This is a genomic window from Pseudomonas sp. NPDC089396 (genome assembly GCF_044749545.1).
Taxonomy (GTDB): domain Bacteria; phylum Pseudomonadota; class Gammaproteobacteria; order Pseudomonadales; family Pseudomonadaceae; genus Aquipseudomonas.
In genome coordinates this window covers 70,736-94,847 of sequence record NZ_JBIVIC010000010.1, presented here as the reverse complement: position 1 = coordinate 94,847, position 24,112 = coordinate 70,736, and the positions used below count along the sequence as shown (strand labels likewise).

Sequence of the window (24,112 nt, the reverse complement as noted above, 5' to 3'; positions counted from 1 at the left end):
TTAAATTGCCTTTCGGGCCACTCGTCCTATCGGTGTACTCACGCCTCTGATCCAGGAATCCAACATGACCTCCAAACCCCGCGGGGCCCTGAGCGAGCTGTTCACCCTGCTCAAACCCTTCTGGCCGATCGTCACCCTGTCGATTGTCATGGGCATGGTCGGTGGCCTCAGCGTCACCGCGCTGCTGGCCACCATCAACAGCGGCCTGCACGCCGAAGGTGGCCTGAGCAACAGCGTGGTGCTGGGCTTTGCCGGGCTGTGCGCGCTGGCCCTGGCCAGCTCGATCTGCTCGGACATCGGCACCAACTACGTCGGCCAGCACATCATCGCCAAGCTGCGCAAAGCCCTGGGCGAGAAAGTGCTGTCGGCGCCCATCGAGCAGATCGAACGCTTTCGCAGCCATCGCCTGATCCCGGTGCTGACCCACGACGTCGACACCATCAGTGACTTCGCCTTCGCCTTCGCGCCTTTGGCCATCTCGCTGACCGTGACCCTGGGCTGCCTGGGCTACCTGGCCACGCTGTCGCTGCCGATGTTCCTGATGATGCTGTTGGCGATCGGGATCGGCAGCATCATCCAGTTCATTGCCCGCGGCCGTGGCATCAAGGGCTTCATGGCCGCGCGCGATGCCGAAGACCGCCTGCAGAAGCACTACCATGCCGTGGCCGAAGGCGCCAAGGAACTGCGCATCCACCGCCCACGTCGCCAGCGCATGTTCCGCCAGGGCATCCAGGACACCGCCGACGAGATCTGCGCCACCCAGGTGCGCTCGATCAACACCTTCGTGATCGCCAAGAGCTTCGGCTCGATGCTGTTCTTCGTGGTCATCGGCCTGGGCCTTACCCTGCAGTTCCTCTGGCCGAGCGCCGACCCCAAGGCGATCAGCGGTTTCGTCCTGGTGCTGCTGTACATGAAAGGCCCGCTGGAGCACCTGATCGGCACCCTGCCGGTGGTCAGCCGCGCGCAGATCGCCTTGCGCCGCATCGCCGAGCTGTCCGAGCAGTTCTCCTCACCCGAGCCGCACCTGTTGCTGGAAGACCACGGCAGCAAACCGGTGGCGGTCGACAGCCTGGAGCTGCGCGAGGTGAGCTACGCCTACCAACCAAGCCCCGGCGCCCAGCCGTTCCAGGTAGGGCCGGTGAACCTGCGCATCGCCCAAGGGGATATCGTCTTCGTGGTCGGCGAGAACGGCTGCGGCAAGACCACCCTGATCAAGCTGTTGCTTGGTCTGTACCCACCGCAGCACGGGCAGATCCTGCTCAATGGCCAGGCCATCGACGCCGCCGTGCGCGACGACTACCGCCAGTTGTTCACCACGGTGTTCGCCGACTACTACCTGTTCGATGACGTGGTGCAGGGCGACACGCACATCCCGGAGGATGCCAACCGCTACCTCGAACGCCTGGAGATCGCCCACAAGGTCAAGGTGCAGGACGGCGCCTTCAGCACCACCGACCTGTCCACCGGCCAGCGCAAGCGCCTGGCGCTGATCAACGCCTGGCTGGAAGAGCGCCCGGTGCTGGTGTTCGACGAATGGGCCGCCGACCAGGACCCGACCTTCCGGCGCATCTTCTACACCGAGCTGTTGCCCGACCTCAAGCGCCTGGGCAAGACCATCATCGTCATCTCCCACGACGACCGTTACTTCGACGTCGCCGACCAGCTGGTACGCCTGCAGGCTGGCAAAGTGCTGGTCGAAGCCGCTCCCGCTCTCGCCTGATACCCACCTGGCGCGCCCCTGTGCGCGCCAGGTGCGGCTGTTGCACCGCCCGCCTAAATCACCCCCGTGCCCTTTCGTCTCTCTCAGTACGCTTAATTCTCCAGTGATGGCGAGACCGAGATGACATCCCACGATCAATCCACCGATGACGCGCTGCTGGCCTTGCTCTGCGAGCTCGACGAGCCCACCGCCACCCCCGCCGGCATCGTTGCCCAGGGCGAAGGCGACGCCCCACTGTCCTTCGCCCAGGAGCAGCTGTGGCTGCTCGCCCAGCTCGACCCCGACGCCGCCACCTACAACCAGCCGCGCGCCTTCCTGCTGCACGGCGCGTTGCGCGCCGCCGACCTGCAGCAGGCGCTGGACCGGGTCATCGATCGGCATGACATCCTGCGTTCGCGCATCACCGAAGTGCAGGGCCAGCCCCGCCTGCTGGTCGAGCACGAGGCTCGCCTGAACCTGCGCAGCGTCGACCTGCGTGGCCAGCCGCAAGACGTGCTGCAAGCCGCCCTGGATGCAGACGCCACCACCCCGTTCGATCTCGCCCAGGCACCGCTGCTGCGCGCCTGCCTGTACCCACTGGACAGCCACCGCCACGTACTGACGCTGACCAGCCACCACAGCATCAGCGACGCCTGGTCCAACCCGCTGCTGCTGCGCGACCTGGCGCAGGCCTACGCCAGCGGGCAAAGCCTGCCGCGCCCGGCCGTGCAGTACCACGACTACGCCCATTGGCAGCGCGGCGCCTACCTGTCCAGCCCGGCGCAGGCCCAGGCAGCGGCTTACTGGCGCGAGTATCTGCAAGGCGGCATCACCCTGCTCGAAATGCCCACCGACTACCCGCGTGACAGCCGCCCGCCCGTGGCCGCCGGGGCCTGTGAACTGACCGTTGAGCCGGCCCTGTTCGAGCAGCTGCAGGCCGCCTGCCGCACCCATGGCCTGACCCCGTTCATGGTGCTGCTGGCCGCCTGGCAAGTGGTGCTCGGCCGCCACAGCGGCCAGAGCGACTTCATCCTCGGCGTGCCCAACGCCGGACGCAACCAGGCCCAGGTCCAGGACCTGATCGGCTACTTCGTCAACAGCCAGATCCACCGCGCCCGCCTCGACCCACGACAGACCGTCGCCGGCCTGCTCGATCAGGTTCGTCGCCATGCCCTGGCCTGCCTGGAGCACGCCGACCATCCGCTGGAGCAGGTGCTTGGCGAGCAGCGTCAGGGCGCCAGCGGCGCGCTGTTCCACTGCCTGTTCAACTGGACCAGCGACAACGCCGAGCAGGCCGCGCCTGGCTTCGCCGGCTTGCGCATCGAGCCGCTGCCCAGCGCGCCCGCCACTGCCAAGTTCGACCTCAGCCTCAACGTCCAGGCCGGGCGCGAGCAGTTGCGCATCACCCTGGAGTACGACGCCGCGCTGTTCGAAGCCGCTAGCGCCCAACGCCTGGGCCAGGACTGGCTGGCGCTGCTGCAGGCCATGCTCGACCACCCACACTGCGCGCTCGGCGAACTGCAGCTGCGGTCCACCGCCCAGTGCCAGCAGCTGCAGGCGCACTGGAACGCCACCGCCCACGCCTACCCCGCCGCGCCGTCGATCCACGCCCTGGTCGAGGCCCAGGCACGCAGCACCCCCGACGCCACCGCGCTGCTGTTCGGCGAAGCCACGCTGACCTACGCCCAGCTCAACCGCCAGGCCAATCAGTTGGCCCATACCCTAATCGCCCAGGGCGTGCGTCAGGACACCCCGGTCGGCATCGCCGCCGAGCGCAGCCTGGAGCTGGTGGTCGGCCTGCTGGCGATTCTCAAGGCCGGCGGCGCCTATGTGCCGCTGGACCCTGAATACCCTGCCGAACGCCTGAGCTACATGTTCGAGGACAGCGGCATCGGCCTGCTGCTAACCCAGTCGCACCTGCTTGAACGCCTGCCGCTGCCGGCGGGCCTGGCGGTGCACCTGCTCGATCAGGCGCCGACTGCGCAACCCGAACACGACCCGCAGCTGCCGTGCACGCCCGAGCAACTGGCCTACGTCATCTACACCTCCGGCTCCACCGGCCGACCCAAGGGCGCCGGCAACAGCCACCAGGCCTTGGCCAACCGTCTGCAGTGGATGCAGGCGGCCTACGACCTGGACGCCAGCGACACGGTGCTGCAGAAGACCCCGTTCAGCTTCGACGTTTCGGTGTGGGAGTTCTTCTGGCCGCTGATGACCGGCGCCCGCCTGGCCATCGCCGCGCCCGGCGACCACCGCGACCCGGCGCGCCTGGTGCAACTGATCGAACGGCACCAGGTCACCACCCTGCACTTCGTGCCCTCGATGCTGCAGGCGTTCCTGCTCGACGACCAGCTGGCTCGCTGCAGCAGCCTGCAGCGCATCGTCTGCAGCGGCGAAGCCCTGCCGGTGGACGCCCAGCAGCAGGTATTCGAGCGCCTGCCACAGGCGCGACTGTACAACCTCTATGGCCCCACCGAGGCGGCCATCGACGTCACCCACTGGACCTGCCGCGACGAAGGCAAAACCCACGTGCCGATTGGTACGCCCATCGCCAACCTGGCCTGCTGGGTCCTCGATGCCGGCCTGCAGCCGCAAGCGGCCGGGGTGATCGGTGAGCTGTACCTCAGCGGCGTGGGCCTGGCCCGCGGCTACCACCAGCGCCCGGCGCTGACCGCCGAACGCTTCGTCGCCTGCCCGTTCCAGCCCGGTGCGCGCATGTACCGCACCGGCGACCTGGCGCGCTACCGCGCCGACGGGGTGATCGAGTACTGCGGGCGCATCGACCACCAGGTGAAGATCCGCGGCCTGCGCATCGAACTCGGCGAGATCGAGGCGCGCCTGATGGAGCACCCGGCCATCCACGAAGCCGCCGTGCTGGCGGTGGACAACCAGCTGGTTGCCTACCTGGTGGCCAAGGCCGGCGAACCGGCGCCACAGCGCCAGCAACTGAGCCAGGCGCTGCTGGCCCACCTGCCCGACTACATGGTCCCCAACCACTGGCTGTTCCTCGACGCCATGCCGCTGAGTCCCAACGGCAAGCTCGACCGCAAGGCCCTGCCGCCGGTGGGCGAGCCGCTTCAGCAGGCCGAGTACCTGGCGCCGACCAGCGCCCTGCAACAGCATGTCGCGGCCACCTGGGCCGAGCTGCTCAAGGCCGAGCGCGTGGGCCTGGCGGACGACTTCTTCGCCCTCGGCGGTCACTCGCTGCTGGTAGCCCGGGTGGTCTCGCGCCTGCGCCACGAGCTGGCCCTGGAGTTTCCCCTGCGCCTGCTGTTCGACCAGCCCTGCCTGGGCGATTTCTGCCAGGCGCTGGCCAACCTGCAAAGCGCCAGGCCCAGCGCCATCCAGGCTCAGGCTTCGCGCGAGCACCTGCCGTTGTCCTTCGCCCAGGAGCGCCAGTGGCTGTTGTGGAAGCTCGACCCGAGCAGCAGCGCCTACCACATCCCCAGCGTGCTGCGCCTGCATGGCCCGCTGGACGTCGCCGCGCTGAACCAGGCCTTCGACCAACTGATCGCCCGCCACGAAACCCTGCGCACCGTCTTCACCCTCGACGGCGAGCAGCCATGCCAGCAGATCCTCGCCCCATGGTCGCTGAACCTGCAGGCACAGAACCTGGATGAAGCCGCGCGCGAGGCCTTCGTCAGCGGCCTGCTCGGTCAGCCCTTCGACCTGGCCAGCGGCCGCCTGCTGCGTGTGGGCCTGGTGCGCGTGGCCGCCGATGAACACCTGCTGGTGCTGGTGCAGCACCACATCGTCTCCGATGCCTGGTCGATGCAAGTGATGGTTGCCGAACTGAGCGCGCTCTACCAAGGCCACGCCCTGCCGCCACTGACGCTGCAATACGCCGATTTCGCCGCCTGGCAACGCGGCTGGCTCGAAGCCGGCGAGCGCGAGCGCCAGCTGGCCTACTGGCGCACGCGCCTGGCCGGCGAGCAACCGGTGCTTGAGCTGCCTTATGACCACTCGCGCCGCGACGGCTCGCAACGCCTGGCCGGGCGCCTGCAACTGGCCTTGCCGACAGCGCTGGGCGAATCCCTGCAGCGGTTCGCCAGTGACCGCCAAGCGACATTGCCGATGATCCTGCTGGCCGCCTGGCAAGCCGTGCTGCACCGCTATACCGGCCAGGCGGACATCCGCATCGGCGTGCCGGTGGCCAACCGCAACCGCCTGGAAACCGAGCAGTTGATCGGCTTCTTCGTCAACACCCTGGTGCTGCGCGCCGATTGCAGCGCCGACCTGTCCTTCGCCGGGCTGCTGGCACAAACCCGTCAGGCGATGATCGAGGCCCAGGACCACCAGGACCTGCCCTACGAGCAACTGCTCGAAGCGCTGCTGCCCCAGCGTGGCGCACAGCAGTCGCTGTTCCAGGTGCTGTACAACCACCATCAGGCAACTGACGCCGCCGAGCTCGGCGCCTTGCGCCTGGAAGCCGTCGACAGCCAGCCGCAGCAGGCCCAGTTCGACCTGGCCCTGAGCACAGCCCAGGGTGACCACGGCCTCAGCGCTGCCTTCACCTACGACCGTGACCTGTTCGACGCGGCCACCCTGCAACGCCTGGCCCAACACTGGCTGAACGTGCTCGAACAGGCCCTGCAACACCCCGAACTGCCGCTCGCCCGCCTGGCCATGCTGGACCCGACCGAGCGCCTGCAAGCCCAGCAAGCGTGGAATGGCGAACCTGTCTCACACCCACAAACGCAGCCCCTGGCCGCCCGCATCGAAGCCCAGGCACAGCGCCTGCCACAGGCCACCGCCTTGCGCTATCAAGGGCAGTCCCTCAGCTACGCCGAGCTCAACCTGCGCGCCAACCGCCTGGCCCATCGCCTGATCGCCGCAGGTGTGGGCGCCGATGTGCCGGTGGGCCTGGCGGCCGAGCGCGGCTTCGAGATGATCGTCGGCCTGCTGGCGATCCTCAAGGCCGGCGGCGCCTACGTCCCGCTGGACCCTGCGCACCCTGCCGAGCGCCTGGCCTTCGTGGTGGCCGACAGCGGCATCCAGGTGCTGCTCGCCCAGCCCGGCCTGCTGGCCGAGCTGCCAGGGCGCGATGGCCTGCTGCGCCTGGACCTCGACGCCCGCTACGCAGACCAGCCTGAGCACAACCCGCCGACGCGCAGCGGCATCGACAACCTCGCCTACATCATCTACACCTCCGGCTCCACCGGCCTGCCCAAGGGCACCCTGCTCAGCCAACGCAACGTGCTGCGGCTGTTCACCGCCTGCGACCGCTGGTTCCGCTTCGACCACCAGGATGTCTGGACCCTGTTCCACTCCTTCGCCTTCGATTTCTCGGTGTGGGAAATCTTCGGCGCCCTGCTGCACGGCGGCCGTCTGGTGATCGTTCCGCAAACCCTGAGCCGCGACCCTCAGGGCTTCCTGCAACTCTTGGTGGACGAGCGCGTCAGCGTGCTCAACCAGACGCCTTCTGCATTCAAGCCGCTGACCCAGGCCGCCTGCACCAGCACCTCGCCGGACCTCGCCCTGCGATTAGTGATCTTTGGCGGTGAAGCCCTCGACGTGGCGGCCCTGCGCCCCTGGTTCGAGCGCTTTGGCGACCAGCGCCCGCAGCTGGTGAACATGTACGGCATCACCGAAACCACCGTGCACGTCACTTACCGCCCGATCAGCCTTGACGACCTCACACGCAGCGTCAGCCCGATTGGTGAACTGATCGACGACCTCAGCGGCTACCTGCTCGACGGCGAACTGGAGCCGGTGCCACTCGGCTGCGTCGGCGAGCTGTACATCGGCCAGGCGGGCCTGGCCCGCGGCTACCTCAACCGCGCCGGGCTCAGCGCCACGCGCTTCATCGCCAACCCGTTCGCCAGCAAGCCCGGCAGCCGCCTGTACCGTACCGGCGACCTGGCCCGCCGGCGCGGCGACGGCACCCTCGAATACATCGGGCGGATCGACCAGCAGGTAAAAATCCGCGGCTTCCGTATCGAGCTCGGCGAAATCGAGGCTCGGCTGCTGGCGCAACCGGCGGTGGCCCAGGCCGTGGTGATCGCCGACCAAGGCCCGTCCGGCACCCGCCTGCTGGCGTATCTGGTGGCCCACCCCGGACAGGCCCAGGACAGCACAGCCCTGCGTATCGCGCTCAAGGCGCAGATGCCCGACTACATGGTCCCGGCGCAGTGCGTATGGCTCGACCAGCTGCCGCTGACCATCAACGGCAAGCTCGACCGCAAGGCCCTGCCGGCACCGCCCGACAGCAATGCCGAACGCCCCTTCCGCGCCCCGCAGACGCCACTGCAACAGCAGTTGGCAGGTGTCTGGCAGCAGGTGCTCGGGGTTCAGGCCGTTGGCCTGGACGACGACTTCTTCGAGCTCGGCGGCCACTCGCTGCTGGTGATCAACGCCGTCTCGCGCATCCAGCTGGAACTGGGCCGCGAACTCACCCCGCAGGCCCTGTTCCAGCACCCGACCCTCGAAGCGCTGGCGCTTCACCTGGACACCACGACAACCGCGGTCGATGAAAACAAGCTCGACACCCTCGAAGCCTGGCTCGACGAAATGGAGGAACACTGATGGACAGCACTACCGCTTCGAGGATTGCCAAGCGCTTCGTATTGCTGGCGCTGGAAAAGCGCCGGCAGTACCTGTTGAAAATGCGCGAGGAAGGCCTGTCGCTGGCCAGCCTGCCCATCCCGCGGGTGCGCGAGGAATTCGTGCGCCTGCCCTTGTCCTACGCCCAGCAGCGCCAGTGGTTCCTGTGGCAGTTCGACCGCCAGTCCAGCGCCTACCACATCCCTTGCGCCCTGCGCCTGCGCGGCAGGTTGGATCAGGCCGCCTTGCAGGCGAGCCTTGAGCAACTGGTGCGCCGCCATGACAGCCTGCGCACTCGCTTCGTCGAGGATGAGCTGGGTGTCGCGCAGCAGGTTGCAGCAGCAGAGCACCTGCCGTTGAAGGTGACCACGCTCGACGAGGCGGCCCTGCAGGACTACATCCAGGACCGCGTGCGCGAACCCTTCGACTTGGCCAGCGGCGCCTTGCTACGGGCCGAACTGCTGCAACTGGGCAGCGACGACCATGTCCTGCTGCTGGTGCAGCACCACATCGTCAGCGATGGCCGCTCGATGCACGTGATGGTCAAGGAACTGACCCACGGCTACGCCCACTTCAGCCAGGGCTTGCACAGCCCGTTGGCCGAGCTGCCGCTGCAGTACGCCGACTACGCCATCTGGCAACGCCACTGGATGGAAGCGGGCGAACAGGAGCGCCAGCTCGACTACTGGCGCCAGCGCCTGGGCAACGAAGTGCCTGTGCTGGAGCTGCCATTGGACCGCCCGCGCCCCAGCGTGCAACGTTTCGAAGGGGCGCGCCTGCCACTGGCCATCTCGCCTGACCTGGCCCAGGCCGTGCGCCGGCTCGCCCAGGCGCGCCAGGCCACGCCGTTCATGGTGCTGCTGGCCTCGTTCATGGCCTTGCTGCACCGCTACACGCGCCAGCAGGACATCCGCATCGGCGTGCCCAGCGCCAACCGCAACCGGGTCGAAGTCGAGGACCTGATCGGCTACTTCGTCAACACGCTGGTCATCGATGGCCAGTGCCAGCCGACCCTGTCGTTCAACCAGCTGCTCGACCAGGTCAAGGCCACCACCCTGCAGGCCCAGGCGCACCAGGACCTGCCGTTCGAGCAACTGGTCGAGGCGCTGCAACCGGAGCGCAACCTCAGCCACAACCCGCTGTTCCAGGTGATGTTCAACCACCAGGTGGGGGCGCCCCAACAACAGGCGCCGAGCGACCACGGCCTGGACATCGAGCCGTTGACACTCGCCGGCGAAACCGCGCAACTGGACCTGACCCTCAACACCCACGAGGATGCACAGGGGCTTGGCGCCAGCCTCACCTACGCCACCGCGCTGTTCGACCACGCCACCGTCGAGCGCCTGGGCCAGCACTGGCTGCGGCTGCTGGAGCACCTGGTCACGGCGCCCGACCAGGCCATTGGCGAAGCCGACCTGCTGGCCACCGACGAACGCCAGCAACTGCTCGAACAGTGGAACGACACCGCCCACAACTACCCGCAAACGCCTTCGATCCATGCCCTGTTCGAAGCGCAGGCCCGCCGTTCGCCAGACGCGAGCGCGCTGCTGTTCGGCGAAGCCACGCTGACCTACGCCCAGCTCAACTGCCAGGCCAACCAGTTGGCCCATGCCCTGATCGCCCAGGGCGTGCGTCAGGACACCCCGGTCGGCATCGCTGCAGAGCGCAGCCTGGAGCTTGTCGTGGGCCTGCTGGCGATCCTCAAGGCCGGCGGCGCCTATGTGCCGCTGGACCCTGAATACCCTGCCGAGCGCCTGAGCTACATGTTCGAGGACAGCGGTATCGGTCTGCTGCTGACTCAATCACACCTGCGGGAAAGCCTGCCGCTGCCTGCCGGCCTGCCGGTGCTGCTGCTCGACACAGCGCAAACAGCGCAGCCCGAGCACGACCCACAGCTGCCGTGCACGCCCGAGCAACTGGCCTACGTCATCTACACCTCCGGCTCCACCGGCCGGCCCAAGGGCGCCGGCAACAGCCACCATGCGCTGGCCAACCGTCTGCAGTGGATGCAGGCAGCTTACGGCCTGGATGCCAGCGATACGGTGCTGCAGAAGACCCCGTTCAGTTTCGACGTTTCGGTGTGGGAGTTCTTCTGGCCGCTGATCACCGGTGCGCGCCTGGCCATCGCCTCGCCGGGCGACCATCGCGACCCGGCGCGCCTGGTGCGGTTGATCCACCAGCATCGGGTGACCACGCTGCACTTCGTGCCCTCGATGCTGCAGGCGTTTCTGCTCGACGATCAGGTCGCCAGTTGCAGCAGCCTGCAACGCATCGTCTGCAGTGGCGAGGCCCTGCCGGTGGAAGCCCAGCAACAGGTGTTCGCACGCCTGCCGGGGGCAAGCCTGTACAACCTCTACGGCCCAACCGAAGCGGCCATCGACGTCACCCACTGGACCTGCCGCGACGAAGGCGCGACAGCGGTGCCGATCGGCACGCCGATTGACAACCTGGCCTGCTGGATCCTCGACGCCGGGCTCCAGCCACAGCCCGCCGGGGTCATCGGCGAACTGTACCTGGGCGGCGAAGGCCTGGCCCGCGGCTACCATCAGCGCCCGGCGCTGACGGCAGAACGCTTCGTTGCCTGCCCGTTCCACCCCGGTGCGCGCATGTACCGCACCGGCGACCTGGCGCGCTACCGCGCCGACGGCGTGATCGAATACTGCGGGCGCATCGACCACCAGGTGAAGATCCGCGGCCTGCGTATCGAGCTGGGGGAAATCGAGGCACGGCTGATGGAGCAGCCGGCCGTTCACGAAGCGGCGGTGCTGGCCGTGGACAACCAGCTGGTCGCCTACCTGGTGGCCAAGGCTGGCCAGCCAGCGCCGCAGCGTCAGCAACTGACTCAGGCGCTGCTGGCCCACCTGCCCGACTACATGGTGCCCAACCACTGGCTGTTCCTCGACAGCATGCCGCTGAGCCCCAACGGCAAGCTGGATCGCAAGGCCCTGCCCAAGCCCGGCATGGCCCAGTCCCAGGCCCGCTACAGGGCCGCCGAGAATGAACTGCAGGCGCGCCTGGTACAGCTCTGGCAGCGGGTGCTCAAGCGTGACCAGGTCGGCGTCGACGACAACTTCTTCGAACTGGGTGGCGACTCGATCGTGTCCATCCAGCTGGTCAGCCAGGGGCGTCGTGACGGCCTGCACTTCAGCCCCAAGGACCTGTTCAGCCACCAGACCGTGCGCACCCTGGCCCAGGTTGCGCAAACCCAGGTGCAGCAGGCCCAGGCCACGCACCTGCCCGCCCGTGGCAACAGCCTGCTGCTGCCGATGCAACAACAGTTCTTCGCCCAGGCCATGCCCGAGGCGCAGCGCTGGAACCAGTCGGTGATGCTCAAGGCCAACCTGGCGCCGGAGCCGGCCCACCTGCGCCGCGCACTGCATGCCCTGGTGGTGGCCCACGATGCCCTGCGCCTGCGGTTCCAGGCGGCACAAGGCGAGTGGCAGGCGCACTTCGACGAGCAGGCGCCGGGAGACGATCTGCTCTGGCAGTTCGATGCCCGCCAGGGCGAAACCTGGCAGGCACTGTGCGACCGCGCCCAGGGCAGCCTCGACCTGACCCACGGCCCCCTGCTGCGGGCAGTCCAGGGTGAGGTCGAGGGCGAACAGCGCCTGCTGCTGGTGATCCACCATCTGGCGGTGGACGGCGTGTCCTGGCGCATTCTCCTCGAAGACCTGCACAGCGCCTACACCCAGGCCAGTGCCGGTCAGGCCTGCGAGCTGCCGGCGCGCACCCTGTCGGTGCAGGACTGGGCCCTACGCCTGCAGGCCCACGCGCAGAGCCCGGCGGGCGAGCAGGAAGCCGCGTTCTGGCAAGGCCAGAGCAGCGGTATCGATACCACCCTGCCCGCACGCGACAGCCGCGCGCCGCTGCGCGTGCGTGACAGCCAGAGCGTGGCCACCCACCTGGATGCCGACACCACCGCGCGCCTGCTCAAGGACTGCCCGGCAGCCTACCGCACGCAGATCAACGACCTGCTGCTGGCCGCACTGGCCCGCGTGCTGCAACGCTGGACCGGTGCCCGCGACCACCTGGTCGAACTCGAAGGCCACGGCCGCGAAGCCTTCGCCGACGACGAAGCCGACCTGACCCGCACGGTCGGTTGGCTGACCAGCCTCTACCCCGCACGCATCAGTGCCGGCGACTCGCTGGCCGAGGCGATCATGCTGACCAAGGAGCACCTGCGCGCGCTGCCCGCCAAGGGCGCGTTCTTCGGTGCCCTGCGCCGCTACGCCAGCCCGGCGCTGCGCGAGGCCCTGGCCGTGCTACCCGCGGCCCGCATCACCTTCAACTACCTGGGCCAGTTCGACAGCGGCAATGGTGATGAGGCCGCACTGTTCCGACCGACTCCGGCAGACAAAGGCCGTGAGCACAGCCCGGACGCACCGCTGCAGAACTGGCTGGCCCTCAACGGCCAGGTGTTCGACGGCGAGCTACGTCTGAACTGGAGTTTCAGCCCATTGATGTTCGAGCCGGCGCAGCTGCAGCAACTGGCCGACGACTACGCCCGCGAGCTGCGCGCCGTGGTCGCCCTGTGCGGCCAGGGCACACGCCGTGGCCTGACCCCGTCGGACGTGCCCCTGGCGCGGCTGACCCAGGCCCAGCTGGCCTTGCTGCCCTTCCCTTGCGAGCAGGTCGAGGACATCTACCCACTGTCCACCGTGCAGCAGGGCATGCTGTTCCACACCCAGGACAACGGCGGTGGCGACTTCTACATCAACCAGACCAGCGTCGAGGTCCAGGGCCTGCAGGCGCCGCGCTTCATCGCCGCCTGGGGCCAGCTGGTGCAGCGCCACGAGATGCTGCGCAGCGCCTTCTGGCAGGCACCGCAACTGCGCGAACCGCTGCAGGTGGTGCTGCGCCAGGGCCAGCTCGATGCCCGTGAACAGGACTGGCGCGGCCAGGCCGTCGACCCGGCGCGCCTGGCCGCGGCCGCCGAGGGCGAACGGCGCCGGCCCTTCGACCTGCTCGCCCCGCCCTTGCTGCGCCTGCTGCTGGTGCGCCTGGACGATGAGCGCCACCAGCTGATCCTGACCAGCCACCATATCCTCATGGACGGCTGGAGCCAGTCGCGCCTGCTCGGCGAGTTGTTCCAGTGCTATGCCGGCCAGCCACTGCCGCCCCAGCAGGGCCACTACAGCGATTACATCCGCTGGCTTCAGGCTCCGGCCCAGCAAACCAGCGAGGCTTTCTGGCGGCCACGCCTGGCCGAGCTGCAGGGACCAACGCAACTGGCCGGTGCCGCCGGCACCCGCAATGCGTCAGGCGCGCAAGGCCACGACGCGCTGTACCTGCACTGGGACGAGCAGCGCACCACTTGGCTGCGCGAACAGGCCCAGCGCCTGCGCGTCACCCCCAACACCCTGGTGCAAGCGGCCTGGGTACTGATGTTGCAGCGCTACACCGGGCAGCCGACCGTGTGCTTCGGCGCCACGGTGTCCGGGCGTCCGGCCAGCCTGGCGGGTGCCGACAGCCTGCTGGGGCTGTTCATCAACACCTTGCCGATCATCCAGGCCCCGCACCCGGCGCAACCGGTACAGGTCTGGCTGCAGCACCTGCAGACCTGCAACCTGGAAGTACGCGACCACGAGCACACGCCGCTGGTGGACATCCAGCGCTGGGCCGAAAGCAACGGCCAGGCGTTGTTCGACAGCATCATCGTGTTCGAGAACTACCCGATCGACGAACGCCTGCAGAGCGCCGGCAGCGCCGGCCTGCAATTCGGCGAGGCGCAGCTGCGCGATGTCACCAACTACCCGATGGACCTGGCCGTGCACCTGAACACGCGCCTGCGCATCGAGTTCCTGTACCGCCTGGACCACTTCCAGGCGCACCAGGTCGAGGCCATTCGCAGCCACTTCGAGTCCCTGCTGGAGCGCTTGCTGGCCAACCCCGAAGCCGCCGTCGGCACGCTGGGCCTGCCGGTGGACGCTGCCCGGCAGTTGCCACCAGAGACGGCCGAACAGCCCGACCTGGCCGCCCTGATCGGCCGCCACGCCGAACAGCGCCCGAACCAAGTCGCGGTACGCTGCGACGGTCGCCAGCTGACCTACGCCGAACTGGAGCAGCAGGCCAACCGCCTGGCCTGGAGCCTGATCGAGCGCGGCATCGGCCGCGAGGACCGGGTCGGCATCGCCCTGGGCCGTTCGGTGGACACCCTCGTCGCCTTCTACGCCGCGATGAAGGCCGGTGCCGCCTACGTCCCGCTGGACATCGACTACCCCGCCGAACGCCTGCAATGGATCATCGGCGACGCCGACGTGGCCCTGCTGCTGACCGAGCAGGCCATCGGCGAGCGCCTGGGCGTGGCCCCGGCGCGCCGCCTGGACCTTGACCACTGCGCGCTGTCCCTGAAGGACCACGACCCAGGCCGCCAGGCGCTGGACGATCAGCTCAGCTACATGATCTACACCTCCGGCTCCACCGGTAACCCCAAGGGCGTCGCCGTGGCGCGCGGCCCGCTGCGCATGCACTGCCAGGCGATCATCGAACGCTACGAGATGAACCCATCGACCCGCGAACTGCTGTTCATGTCGTTCGCCTTCGACGGTGCCCAGGAACGCTGGTTGTCGACCCTGATCAGCGGCGGCCAGCTGGTGATCCGCGGCAACACCCTGTGGACCCCGCAGGAAACCTGGGACGTGCTGCACGCCGAGGCGATCAGCATCGCCTGCTTCCCACCGGCCTACCTGCAGCAACTGGCGGAGTATGGCCAAGGCCAGCCGACCCCACCGCCGGTGCGCATCTACTGCTTCGGCGGCGATGCGGTGGCCGACGCCAACTTCGAGCGGGTCAAGCAGGTGCTCAAGCCCCAGTACCTCACCAACGGCTATGGCCCGACCGAGACCGTGGTCACCCCGCTGCTGTGGAAGGCACCCGTCAGCGCACACTGCGACGCGGTGTATGCACCCATTGGCGAGGCAGTGGGCAATCGCACCCTGTACGTGCTCGACGATTGCCTCAACCCACTGCCGGTTGGCTTTGCCGGGGAGCTGTACATCGGCGGTGAAGGCCTGGCCCGTGGTTACCACAACCGCCCTGGCCTGAGCGCCGAACGCTTCGTTGCCGACCCGTTCAGCACCCGCGGTGGGCGGCTGTACCGCACCGGCGACCTAGTGCGCCAGCGCCCGGACGGCGTATTCGACTATCTGGGCCGACTGGACAACCAAGTGAAGATCCGTGGTTTCCGTATCGAACTGGGCGAGATCGAAGCGCGCCTGCGGGATTTCCCCGGCGTGCTGGATGCGGTGGTTGTGGCGCGCGAAGCGGCCACTGGCAAGCAACTGGTGGGCTACGTGGTGCGCAGCGAGGGCGAGCGCGCCACTGCGCCGCTGCTCGACCACCTGCGCCAGGTGCTGCCGGATTACATGGTGCCGGCCCAGTTGATGGTGCTCGATGCCCTGCCCTTGACCCCCAACGGCAAAGTCGACCGTCGCGCGCTGCCCGAGCCGAGCCTGGCCGAGCGCAGCTATCAGGCGCCAGCGGACGAGCGCCAGCAAGCGCTTGCGACCATCTGGGCCGATGTCCTGGGCCTGGAGCAGGTTGGCGTGACCGACCACTTCTTCGAACTCGGCGGCGATTCGCTGGGCGTGCTGAAGGTGCTGTCGCGCTTGCGCAACCAGCCCGAGCTGGGCCTGAACCTGAAGCTGCGCGACCTGATCGCGCGTCCGACCATCGCCGAGCTGTGCCCGGCCAGCGACCAACCGCAAGCCGCGCTCGACCCGCTGCTGTTGCTCAACCGCAAGGTCGAACAGCAGGCGCCGCTGTTCTGCCTGCATGCCGGGTTCGGCACGGTGTTCGACTACCGCCCGCTGGCCCAGCGGCTGGACGGGCTGTGCAGCGTCTACGGCCTGCAGAACCGCATGTTGCTCGACCGCCAGTGGCAGGATGAATCGCTGGAGGCCATGGCCATCGACTATGCCCAGTACATCCGCCAGAAGCAGCCGCAGGGGCCGTATCGCCTGTTGGGCTGGTCGCTGGGCGGGACGCTGGCGATGCTGGTCAGTCGCGAACTGGAAAGCCAGGGGCAACAGGTCGAGCTGCTGGGCCTGGTGGACACGTACCTGCCGGGCGAAGCCTGCGAGGCACTGGAAGAAGACTGCGGCGGCGACCTGCGGGCCTTCCTCGCGGTGGTCAGCGGCAGGCCTGCGGCCAGCCTGCCGTTGTTGTCGGCACCGGCGGATGCCGAGGCGGAACAGTTGCAGAGGCTGATCGAACAGAGCCTGGCCGGTGTGGAGGCAAGCAGCCTGCCGTCGAGCGAAGAACTGGCTCGCACCTTCACTGCGGCCATGACCCTCAAGCGCCTCTCGCTGAAGTTGCACGCCTTGCCCGCCGTGGCCGCGCGCCTCGATTGCTGGTGGGCCGACAGTGGTGATGCCGGCCCTGCCCAGGCCTTCGAGGCGAACCGCGCGGTTCGCTCCAGCCAGCGCCTGGATGCGGACCACTACGCCATCGTCAGCCATGCCGCGCTGCTCGACGTGCTGCATGAGCGCCTGCACAGGGTGACCGCGCCAGCGCTCTGAACCGACGCCCGGCCGCGCTCTGCGGCCGGGCCTTTTTCATCGATTTGCAAGGAATACCTGAATGTCCCTGGACTGCGATCTGGAAGCGTTCCTGGAATTGGCCGAACTCGGCCGCCTGACCGGCAAGAGCCTGCCCATGCATCAACTGAACGTCGCCCAGGCCCGCGCGGATTTCGAAAATGCCTCACGCCTGCTCGACCCCGACCCACCCGCGCAGATCGAGGTGAGCGCCCTGCAGTTCGACACCCGCGATGGCACGCAATTGCCCGCCCGCCTGTACCGCCGCCCGGGTATCACGCCCAAGGCCACGCTGGTGTACCTGCATGGCGGTGGCTATGTGGTCGGCAGCCTCGATTCGCACGATTGCGTCTGCCGTCGCCTGGCCTGCCTGGGTGACTACGCGGTGTTCGCACCGGAGTACCGACTGGCGCCGGAGCGACCGTTCCCGACCGCCCTGCACGACTGCGAGGATGCTGTGCAATGGCTGCAGCGCAACGCCGGCGCGCTCGGACTGCAGGCGACGGACCTGGTGCTGGCCGGCGACAGCGCCGGGGCGACGCTGGCCACGGTGTTGGCGATCGCGGCGGCAGAACGACCGCAGACCATGGCGGTGAAGGCGCAGCTGCTGTTCTATCCGGTGGCGGAAAGTAATACCCGACGCAGCTCGCACCAACGGTATGCCGAAGGTTACCTGCTGGAAAGTGCGACGTTGGACTGGTTCTACGCCCACTACCTGGGCAGCACCCAGGCACACGGCGACTGGCGCGCCTCGCCGCTGCTGCATCCGGCGCTGCCGGCCATGGCACCGGCATACGTCAATTTGGCCCAGTACGATCCGCTGTTCGATGAAGGGCTGGAGTATGCGGGCAAGCTGGAAGCCAGCGGCACGCCGACCACGCTGCGCATCGAGGCGGGGTTGACCCATGACTTTTTGCGGATGTCGGGGATTACGGGGGCTAGCGCCGAGGTTTATACGGCAGCTGGGCAGTGGTTGGAGGAGGTTTTGGGTTAGGCAGGTGCCTGCTTCATTGCCTGAACCGGCCCCATCGCTGGCAAGCCAGCTCCCACAGGGACTCCACCGCTCTTGAGACTGGTGGTGTACCTGTGGTGCTCCCACAGGGCCTCCACTGTTCTTAAGACTGGTGGTGTACCTGTGGGAGCCGGCTTGCCGGCGATAGGGCCCTTGAGGTCAATGCAACCGGTTCTTGGCCATCTCGATATCGTTCATCAATGCCTTGGCCAAGGCACTCAAGTAGTCTGCTGCACCGAGCAACTTATGGTCATCCTCCATGTCGCCCTCGCGCACAAGGTGCTTGATGTAGCCCAGCAGCACCGAAACTTGCTCATAGGCATCATCGATCGGAATACCAGGCTGCACACGCAGCAGGCCTGCTGGCGGGAACCCCACATCAAGGAAGGTCTCCACGCCGACGGTGGTAATGATCCTGGGTTTATCCGTCATATCTCACCCCTCCACCTGTTGGCCATACAGCCGAGTGTGCACATGCTCCACGAGCGTGTAGGCAATCTCGCTGGCATGCATGGCATTGCCCAGCATGCTCAGGCCAGATTCGCCAGCGCGGGCGCGGCAGTGTTCGTCGAGGGTTTCGATGACGCCACGTAGCAGCTCGCTGACGTGAGCCAGGGCGTCGGGTGGGTACATGTCGGATTGGACGGTGAAGAAAGGGGTAGTGAGAGGCTTACGGCGGGGAGGATCGGGGACGATCTTCTTCATGGTGAAACTCCAATTCTCGAGAAAGGGAGCTACCACCTGAATCTTTCTCACGGATTGGGTGGCAGCCGTACGTGGGGTGAGAAAACCGAGGAGAAATTGGTAAAGACTCGGCCAGGCAGAAGCCTGCCCACGTACGGCCACCATAGAGGCGCTACCAAAATCTACCTTTCAGGTTCTCACACCCGGTCGCCAGACATCAGCGACCCGAGAACGTTATCCGTGAGGCATTTCCCCGACAACAGCGAAACTTCAGCAGCGCTCGTAGGATAATTCCCAAATATGCAAATCCCGAAGCATTTTGTTTCAGATTCAGAAATGTCTTACACCTGACCTGCGGAGCACTAGAGCTGAGCCAACCGTTTTCTCAAAATACCGACAAAGCCTTACACGGCCCTCGTCACATGCCGGCCCTCCTCCAATTGCATCAGACGCCGGCTTACCGATTGCGAGTCAAGTGCCAGCGGTTAGGCGGCGATGCGGCAGGCAGTCACAGAATTCAAAGTGCAATTGCAGTGAGTCAGTCATGAGAAAACCCGCCTAGGCGGGTTTCCTATTTGGGTAGTGGCCCACATGCTTCGATAAGCTTACCGTCAGTGCGGCTATCGACAGCACCATCTGCCCCGATGTAAACATCGGTATTCGGCCACTTCGGCTTAACCCGAATGCAGTGCGATTTCCCCCTGTTGTTCCAATCGAACTCCATGAAGAACTGATCGTTCGGGAAAATGTGCCCTGCACCCCCCGTGGCTCCACCTGGGTAGATCTCACCTTTTGAGATAGCGTGCTGAACATTCAAAATGTACCCGAGGCGCCCTTGTCCTTTGTCAGAGAAATGGAAACTCACTTGAGGCGTGGCGACATACCAAAAGACGATGGGGGCGAGTAATAGCGCCACCACCCAGTGCCAGAAATGCCGTTTCGGCATATCTCCAATTTTAGACACCAACACGATTTATCATAATTAGATCCTATCAAGCTTGATCAAAGCCCACGCCATGAAAAGCCAAGCACAACCAATGACCAAGCACCAAAAAGACATTTGCAACCGACGCTTGAGATAGATCGGGCAGTTTTTACAGTCCTCAGCATCTAACCAACCTTGGCGAACTCCTAAACTTGGCCATACTGACGCTAACATTATACCAGTCACCACCATAGACCTCGTCCTAAGAGAAATTGCACTCCAGTATTTCAAGTCATCTCGCAATCCTTGGCTATTTTTAAAAGCAGAGCAAAGAACGTAAAAGTGCCGACTGCCGGCGATATGATAGGCTACTGCTACCCCTGTAAGACTGATAATGAAAGGCGCAAGCACAAAAGCCAGTTTCAAGCCAGCCGGCAAGGCCGACAGATCAATCATGGAAGGTCTCGTAAGTCAATTCTCCGAGCCATTCACCCGCTTCTTCCCCTACCACACCAGCCCCATATGATCCGCCAGCTATCATCGCAATGCCACAAACAGCCTTTCCATATACACCGAAAGAACACACAGCCTTTGCTGCAAGAGATGCAGCCTTACCACCCGCAAAACCTCCTGCTAACCCTCCTGCAAAACTTCCTGTCTCTGTGATCCTGATTTTCTTACACGCATCCGTCTCACCCGCTCGACATGCCTCCTGCACCTTCAAATAAGAAGATCCAGCACCAAGCCCTATCGCTGCGTACCCTCCATACTTCAGGTAATTAGACATCTTTGCCACCTCATGGAGATGCGTTGCATACCCCGGTATCTGCCCTGGCCCACCCGCCTTTTTCCAATGATGCACCAAGCTTTTGGTGGAGATACCCAAATCGCGTCGAAGCGTATCGTGGCTGCCTAGGTTCAAGGTTTTATTCAAGAAACCGGCACGTAACTGTGCGCTCAAATGCTGGTAGAGTTCTTTGCGCTTTGCAAAGAAATCCGCACTATTCAAATGGCCGTGCAGTGCAAATTGTTGCTGATGCAATGTCTCGATTCCCTTCAACGTATCCTTGACCTGTCCTAATCCTCGTTCAAGCATGTCCTTGCCTACCCCCATCGACTGACTCGCCCCATTCAGCACCCCGGCGATCTCACCGATGTGCCGCATCATGAAGTTGGCTTCCTCATCGGAAAGAATGGCCAGCGACTCCCTCGCCTTCTCAGCCACCATCATCAGCTCGGTTTCCTGGGCACTGCAGGCAAAGCTGCTGCCCGGACTGCCGAGCACAAAGATCTCACCTGCTTTGAAACCCTCGGCAAAAGTGGGGTTGAGCCGCTGCAAAAGCGAAATGGGCAGCAGGCTATGCGTTGCCCCAAGGCTCTCCAGCACCTGCTCGAACGACATGCCGCGTTGCACGATGTGGAAGCCGGGCTCGACTAGAGCCGGTGAGGCACTTGCTGAGGTGCTGAATGCCCGGCTCGGTGGTGCTGCTGGGGAAGGTGCTGCCTGAGCGGTTTGTGTCTGGCTCGCCTGTTGTGTCGTCGAGGTGCTTGCCGCATCGCCAGGCCCTCCCAAGGCTATGACGCGGTTTCTCCCCGCTGGGCATTTGCACGCCACCAACGCCCCATCAACCACCGCCGGGCGGCCTTGGATCACGAAGTTTTGTACGCCCTCCACGAGCGTTCCGACTTCACCACAGACAGGGCATGGGGTGGTCTTGTCCTGCACCCGCAATGCTTCACGCCCATGCCCTTTGAATCCGGTGCCGCTAGCCAGGCATACGGCCCCTGTGGTGGTGCGATCCCCGTTCAAGGCCTGGTTCCTGCCTTGGATCCTGAAACGTGCCATGCGCTATCTCCTCGAGTGAAAGCCGGGAAACTAGCACCCGCCAAGAGCAAGAAAATCACCCCAAAACACATCAAGAGCGATCCTACAAAGCGCGCTGAAATGTCCTACAGGCCTGTTCTCAAATAGTCACTTTCAAAGAGACAGTCGCTCACTAAGCCACAGATTTTTAACGCCCAACCTGACAGTCAAACTTCTCCCATCAACAGCCCAAAAGCCTTCCAGACCGCGGCGTTACTGGAGGCTGAGTTGTGGATGTAAAGGCCCCATCGCTGGCAAGCCACAAAAAAAACCGGAGCAAGCTCCGGTTTTCCTGTTCACACCCTCAGCACTCAGTAGGTAGCCCGTACCGTCAGCATGAAGTTGCGCGGGTCGCCATAGTAGTTGCCATAGGTCGAGGTACCCACCGTCTGGTAGTACTTCTTGTCGAACAGGTTGTTGGCATTGAGCGCCACGTTCCAGTGCTCGTCGATGCGGTAGTCGACCATCGCGTTCCAGATCGCGTAGCCGCTCTGCTCGTACTCGAACGGTACGTTGGCTTGCACCACATTACCCTGGCCGTCGAAGGTCGCCGCGGTACCGCTGACCTTGGTCGCGCTCTGGATATCCACACCACCGCCGACGCGGAAGTCGTTCAGCACGCCCGGCAGGCGGTAGGTGGTGAACACCTTGGCCATGTGCTTGGGCGTGACGGTGCTCAGCGCCGAGTCGGTGTCGCGGTTCTTGTTCAGGTTGAGGGTGTAGCTGGCCATCATCATCCACTCCGGCAGGATTTCGCCGGAGATCTCCATGTCGATGCCCTTGCTGATCGTCTCGCCACCGTTGAGGTAGCAGCAGTTGCCGCCGAACGCGACCTGGGTGGGTGGGAAGTTCGGGTCCTGCACGGCCTGGTCTTCACGCTTGGTGTAGTACAGCGCAATGCTGGTGTTGACCGCGCCACCGAACAACTCGCCCTTGATACCGGTTTCGTAGGTCTTGCCGGTCATCGGGTCAAGCGTGCTGCCCGAGTTTGCCGGACCGGCCAGCAGGTTCTGCTGCGGCTTGTAGATTTCCGCGTAGCTGGCATAGGCCGCCCACTCGTCTGTCAGGTCGTAGACGATGCCGCCGAACGGGGTGACCTTGGTCGGCTCGTGCATGTCGACGCGCGACTGCTGGGTCCAGACGCCCGCTGCGTTGGCAGTCTGGTAAGTCTGTTCGAACTTGTAACGCTGTACCCGGGCACCGAGGATGACGTGCAGCGGCTCGGCCACCTGCAGGCGCAGGCTCGAGTACAGGCCGTACTGGGTCTGGCTGTTGGGCTTGTAGTCACGGCTGATGTTCGGCCGCGCACCTGGATCGTCCCAAGGCGTGGAATCAGGGTCGAAGACGTTGACCGGGCCACCGGCGGTGGTGAAGCGGCCGGTACCTTGCCAACGGCTGTCGATCTCCTGGTAATCGCCACCGACCACCAGACGGTGATTCAGGCCGAACATGCTGAAGTCGCCCGAGATGTTGGCGTCATACAGGTTCTGCTCGCTCCACTGGGTGACCCAGGTACCGTAGCGGGTCACACCGCTGCCAGTGACCGGGTTGACCGAGCCCAGGGTGGTGGCGTTGTTGGTGTCGATGGTGTCGTAGATGTTGGTGTAGCTGAGGTTGAGTTTCCAGTCGTCGTTCAGGCGGTGGTCGACCTTGGCGAAGTACTCGCGGGAATAGCCGTCGGCATAGGCCCAGGTGGTGGACAGCCCGGTGTGGCGTGGTAGCCCCAGGTCCGCACCGTCGCTGTAGCGCGGTACGGCCGAGGCGGTACCGGTTTCATGCACCTTGTTGAAGCGCATGCCGGCGGTGAGCATGGTGTCGTCGGTCACATCGGCTTCGAGCACACCGTAGAAGAACGGCTTGTCGGTGGCGCGGTTGTCGACGAAGTACTGACGATCCTGGTAAGCCACCACCGCCCGGCCACGCAGCTTGCCATCGAAGCCCAGCGGGCCGGTCACGTCCAACTCGCTGCGGTAGTTGTCCCAGCTGCCCGCGGAGGCGGTGAACTTGAGCTGGTAGAAGTCCAGCGGGCGCTTGCGCACCAGGTTGATGATGCCGCCCGGGTCACCGGTGCCGCCGAACAACGCACTGGAACCGCGCAACACTTCGACGTGGTCGAATTCGGCGATGTCGTAGATGTTCGATGAATAGAAGCTGCCTGCAGTGGTGCCCAGGGCCATGGGCGCTGCGCCGTCGAGCTGGATGTTCTGGATCGGGAAGCCGCGCGAGTAGAAGTCCTGGATGCGGAACGTGGAGCTCTGCACGGTCACGCCCGGCACGGCCTTCATCGCATCGTTGATATCGGTGATCTGGCGGTCTTCGATCAGCTGGCGGGTGACGACCGATACCGACTGCGGGGTTTCCTTCAGCGAGGTCGGGCTCTTGGAGCCGACGCTGGTCAACCCCGGCGTGTAGGAGCCGGTGTTCTCGGTAGCCTGGCCCATCCCCTGGCCCATGATGGTGGTTTCGCCAATGACCATGGCGCCGGCACCGATGTCGCTGCTGTCGGTGCTGATCAGCATCACCGAGTTGTTCTCGATGCGGTAGGTCAGGCCAGCGCCGTCCAGCAGTTGCGCCAGGGCCTGGTCGGGTTCCATCGTGCCGCTGACCTTGGGCGCACGCTTGCCGGTGACCAGGTCGGGCGAGTAGACCATCTGCAGGCCGGTCTGCTTGCCAAGGGCAACCAGCGCCTGGTCCAGCGGCTGGGCCGGAATGTCCACGGCAACCGGCTTGGCGTGCGCATGCGCCATGGCCAGGCTCAGCACCAGAGCCGAAGCCCGCAGGCTCCACTTCGCTGGACCGGCGGCCAAGGCTGCCCCCTTGTTTCGCATACGTTTGGACTTCATGTGCG

The 24,112-nt window shown here is 65.5% G+C and carries 9 protein-coding genes; 4 read left to right on the top strand and 5 right to left on the bottom strand.

The genetic code is table 11. From position 1 onward, the window contains the following. Positions 1-64: 64 nt before the first annotated feature. From ACIPZB_RS19195 to ACIPZB_RS19180, 4 genes are all read left to right on the top strand, one after another. Complete coding sequence (locus ACIPZB_RS19195) at positions 65-1,720, top strand: cyclic peptide export ABC transporter (protein ID WP_400642117.1); 1,656 nt, start codon at positions 65-67, stop codon at positions 1,718-1,720. A gap of 120 nt (positions 1,721-1,840) precedes the next feature. Next, the gene (locus ACIPZB_RS19190) at positions 1,841-8,224 is read left to right on the top strand and encodes an amino acid adenylation domain-containing protein (protein WP_400642116.1); all 6,384 of its coding nucleotides are present in this window, start codon (positions 1,841-1,843) and stop codon (positions 8,222-8,224) included. After that, entirely contained in the window at positions 8,224-16,761 is an 8,538-nt protein-coding gene (locus tag ACIPZB_RS19185) for an amino acid adenylation domain-containing protein (protein ID WP_400642115.1), read from the top strand. The genes ACIPZB_RS19190 and ACIPZB_RS19185 overlap by 1 nt, the downstream gene beginning before the upstream one ends. 61 nt (positions 16,762-16,822) lie before the next feature. Next, positions 16,823-17,773 (top strand): alpha/beta hydrolase, encoded by a 951-nt coding sequence (locus ACIPZB_RS19180; protein ID WP_400642114.1) that lies wholly within the window; start codon positions 16,823-16,825, stop codon positions 17,771-17,773. Positions 17,774-17,950: 177 nt separating this feature from the next. On the opposite strand, the gene ACIPZB_RS19175 is transcribed toward ACIPZB_RS19180, so the two are convergent. From ACIPZB_RS19175 to ACIPZB_RS19155, 5 genes are all read right to left on the bottom strand, one after another. Next, positions 17,951-18,223 (bottom strand): DUF3077 domain-containing protein, encoded by a 273-nt coding sequence (locus ACIPZB_RS19175; RefSeq protein WP_400642113.1) that lies wholly within the window; start codon positions 18,221-18,223, stop codon positions 17,951-17,953. Between the two features lie 3 nt (positions 18,224-18,226). Further along, positions 18,227-18,496, bottom strand: a complete 270-nt coding sequence (locus ACIPZB_RS19170; RefSeq protein WP_400642112.1) for a hypothetical protein — start codon at positions 18,494-18,496, stop codon at positions 18,227-18,229. A 961-nt stretch (positions 18,497-19,457) separates the two neighbouring features. Then, on the bottom strand, positions 19,458-19,856 hold the full coding sequence (locus ACIPZB_RS19165) for a hypothetical protein (RefSeq protein WP_400642111.1): 399 nt from the start codon (positions 19,854-19,856) through the stop codon (positions 19,458-19,460). Beyond that, the gene (locus ACIPZB_RS19160) at positions 19,849-21,246 is read right to left on the bottom strand and encodes a PAAR domain-containing protein (RefSeq protein ID WP_400642110.1); all 1,398 of its coding nucleotides are present in this window, start codon (positions 21,244-21,246) and stop codon (positions 19,849-19,851) included. Before ACIPZB_RS19160 ends, ACIPZB_RS19165 begins: the two co-directional genes overlap by 8 nt. 329 nt (positions 21,247-21,575) lie before the next feature. Then, a complete protein-coding gene (locus ACIPZB_RS19155; RefSeq protein ID WP_400642109.1) occupies positions 21,576-24,107 on the bottom strand; it encodes a TonB-dependent siderophore receptor in 2,532 nt (843 codons plus the stop codon). Positions 24,108-24,112 lie beyond the last annotated feature (5 nt).

What these genes read in the sequence shown, in the direction of transcription:
- ACIPZB_RS19195 (WP_400642117.1), top strand. Translation starts at nt 65, where the DNA reads ATGACCTCCAAACCCCGCGGGGCCCTGAGCGAGCTGTTCACCCTGCTC.
- ACIPZB_RS19190 (WP_400642116.1), top strand. Translation starts at nt 1,841, where the DNA reads ATGACATCCCACGATCAATCCACCGATGACGCGCTGCTGGCCTTGCTC.
- ACIPZB_RS19185 (WP_400642115.1), top strand. Translation starts at nt 8,224, where the DNA reads ATGGACAGCACTACCGCTTCGAGGATTGCCAAGCGCTTCGTATTGCTG.
- ACIPZB_RS19180 (WP_400642114.1), top strand. Translation starts at nt 16,823, where the DNA reads ATGTCCCTGGACTGCGATCTGGAAGCGTTCCTGGAATTGGCCGAACTC.
- ACIPZB_RS19175 (WP_400642113.1), bottom strand. Translation starts at nt 18,223, where the DNA reads ATGACGGATAAACCCAGGATCATTACCACCGTCGGCGTGGAGACCTTC.
- ACIPZB_RS19170 (WP_400642112.1), bottom strand. Translation starts at nt 18,496, where the DNA reads ATGAAGAAGATCGTCCCCGATCCTCCCCGCCGTAAGCCTCTCACTACC.
- ACIPZB_RS19165 (WP_400642111.1), bottom strand. Translation starts at nt 19,856, where the DNA reads ATGATTGATCTGTCGGCCTTGCCGGCTGGCTTGAAACTGGCTTTTGTG.
- ACIPZB_RS19160 (WP_400642110.1), bottom strand. Translation starts at nt 21,246, where the DNA reads ATGGCACGTTTCAGGATCCAAGGCAGGAACCAGGCCTTGAACGGGGAT.
- ACIPZB_RS19155 (WP_400642109.1), bottom strand. Translation starts at nt 24,107, where the DNA reads ATGAAGTCCAAACGTATGCGAAACAAGGGGGCAGCCTTGGCCGCCGGT.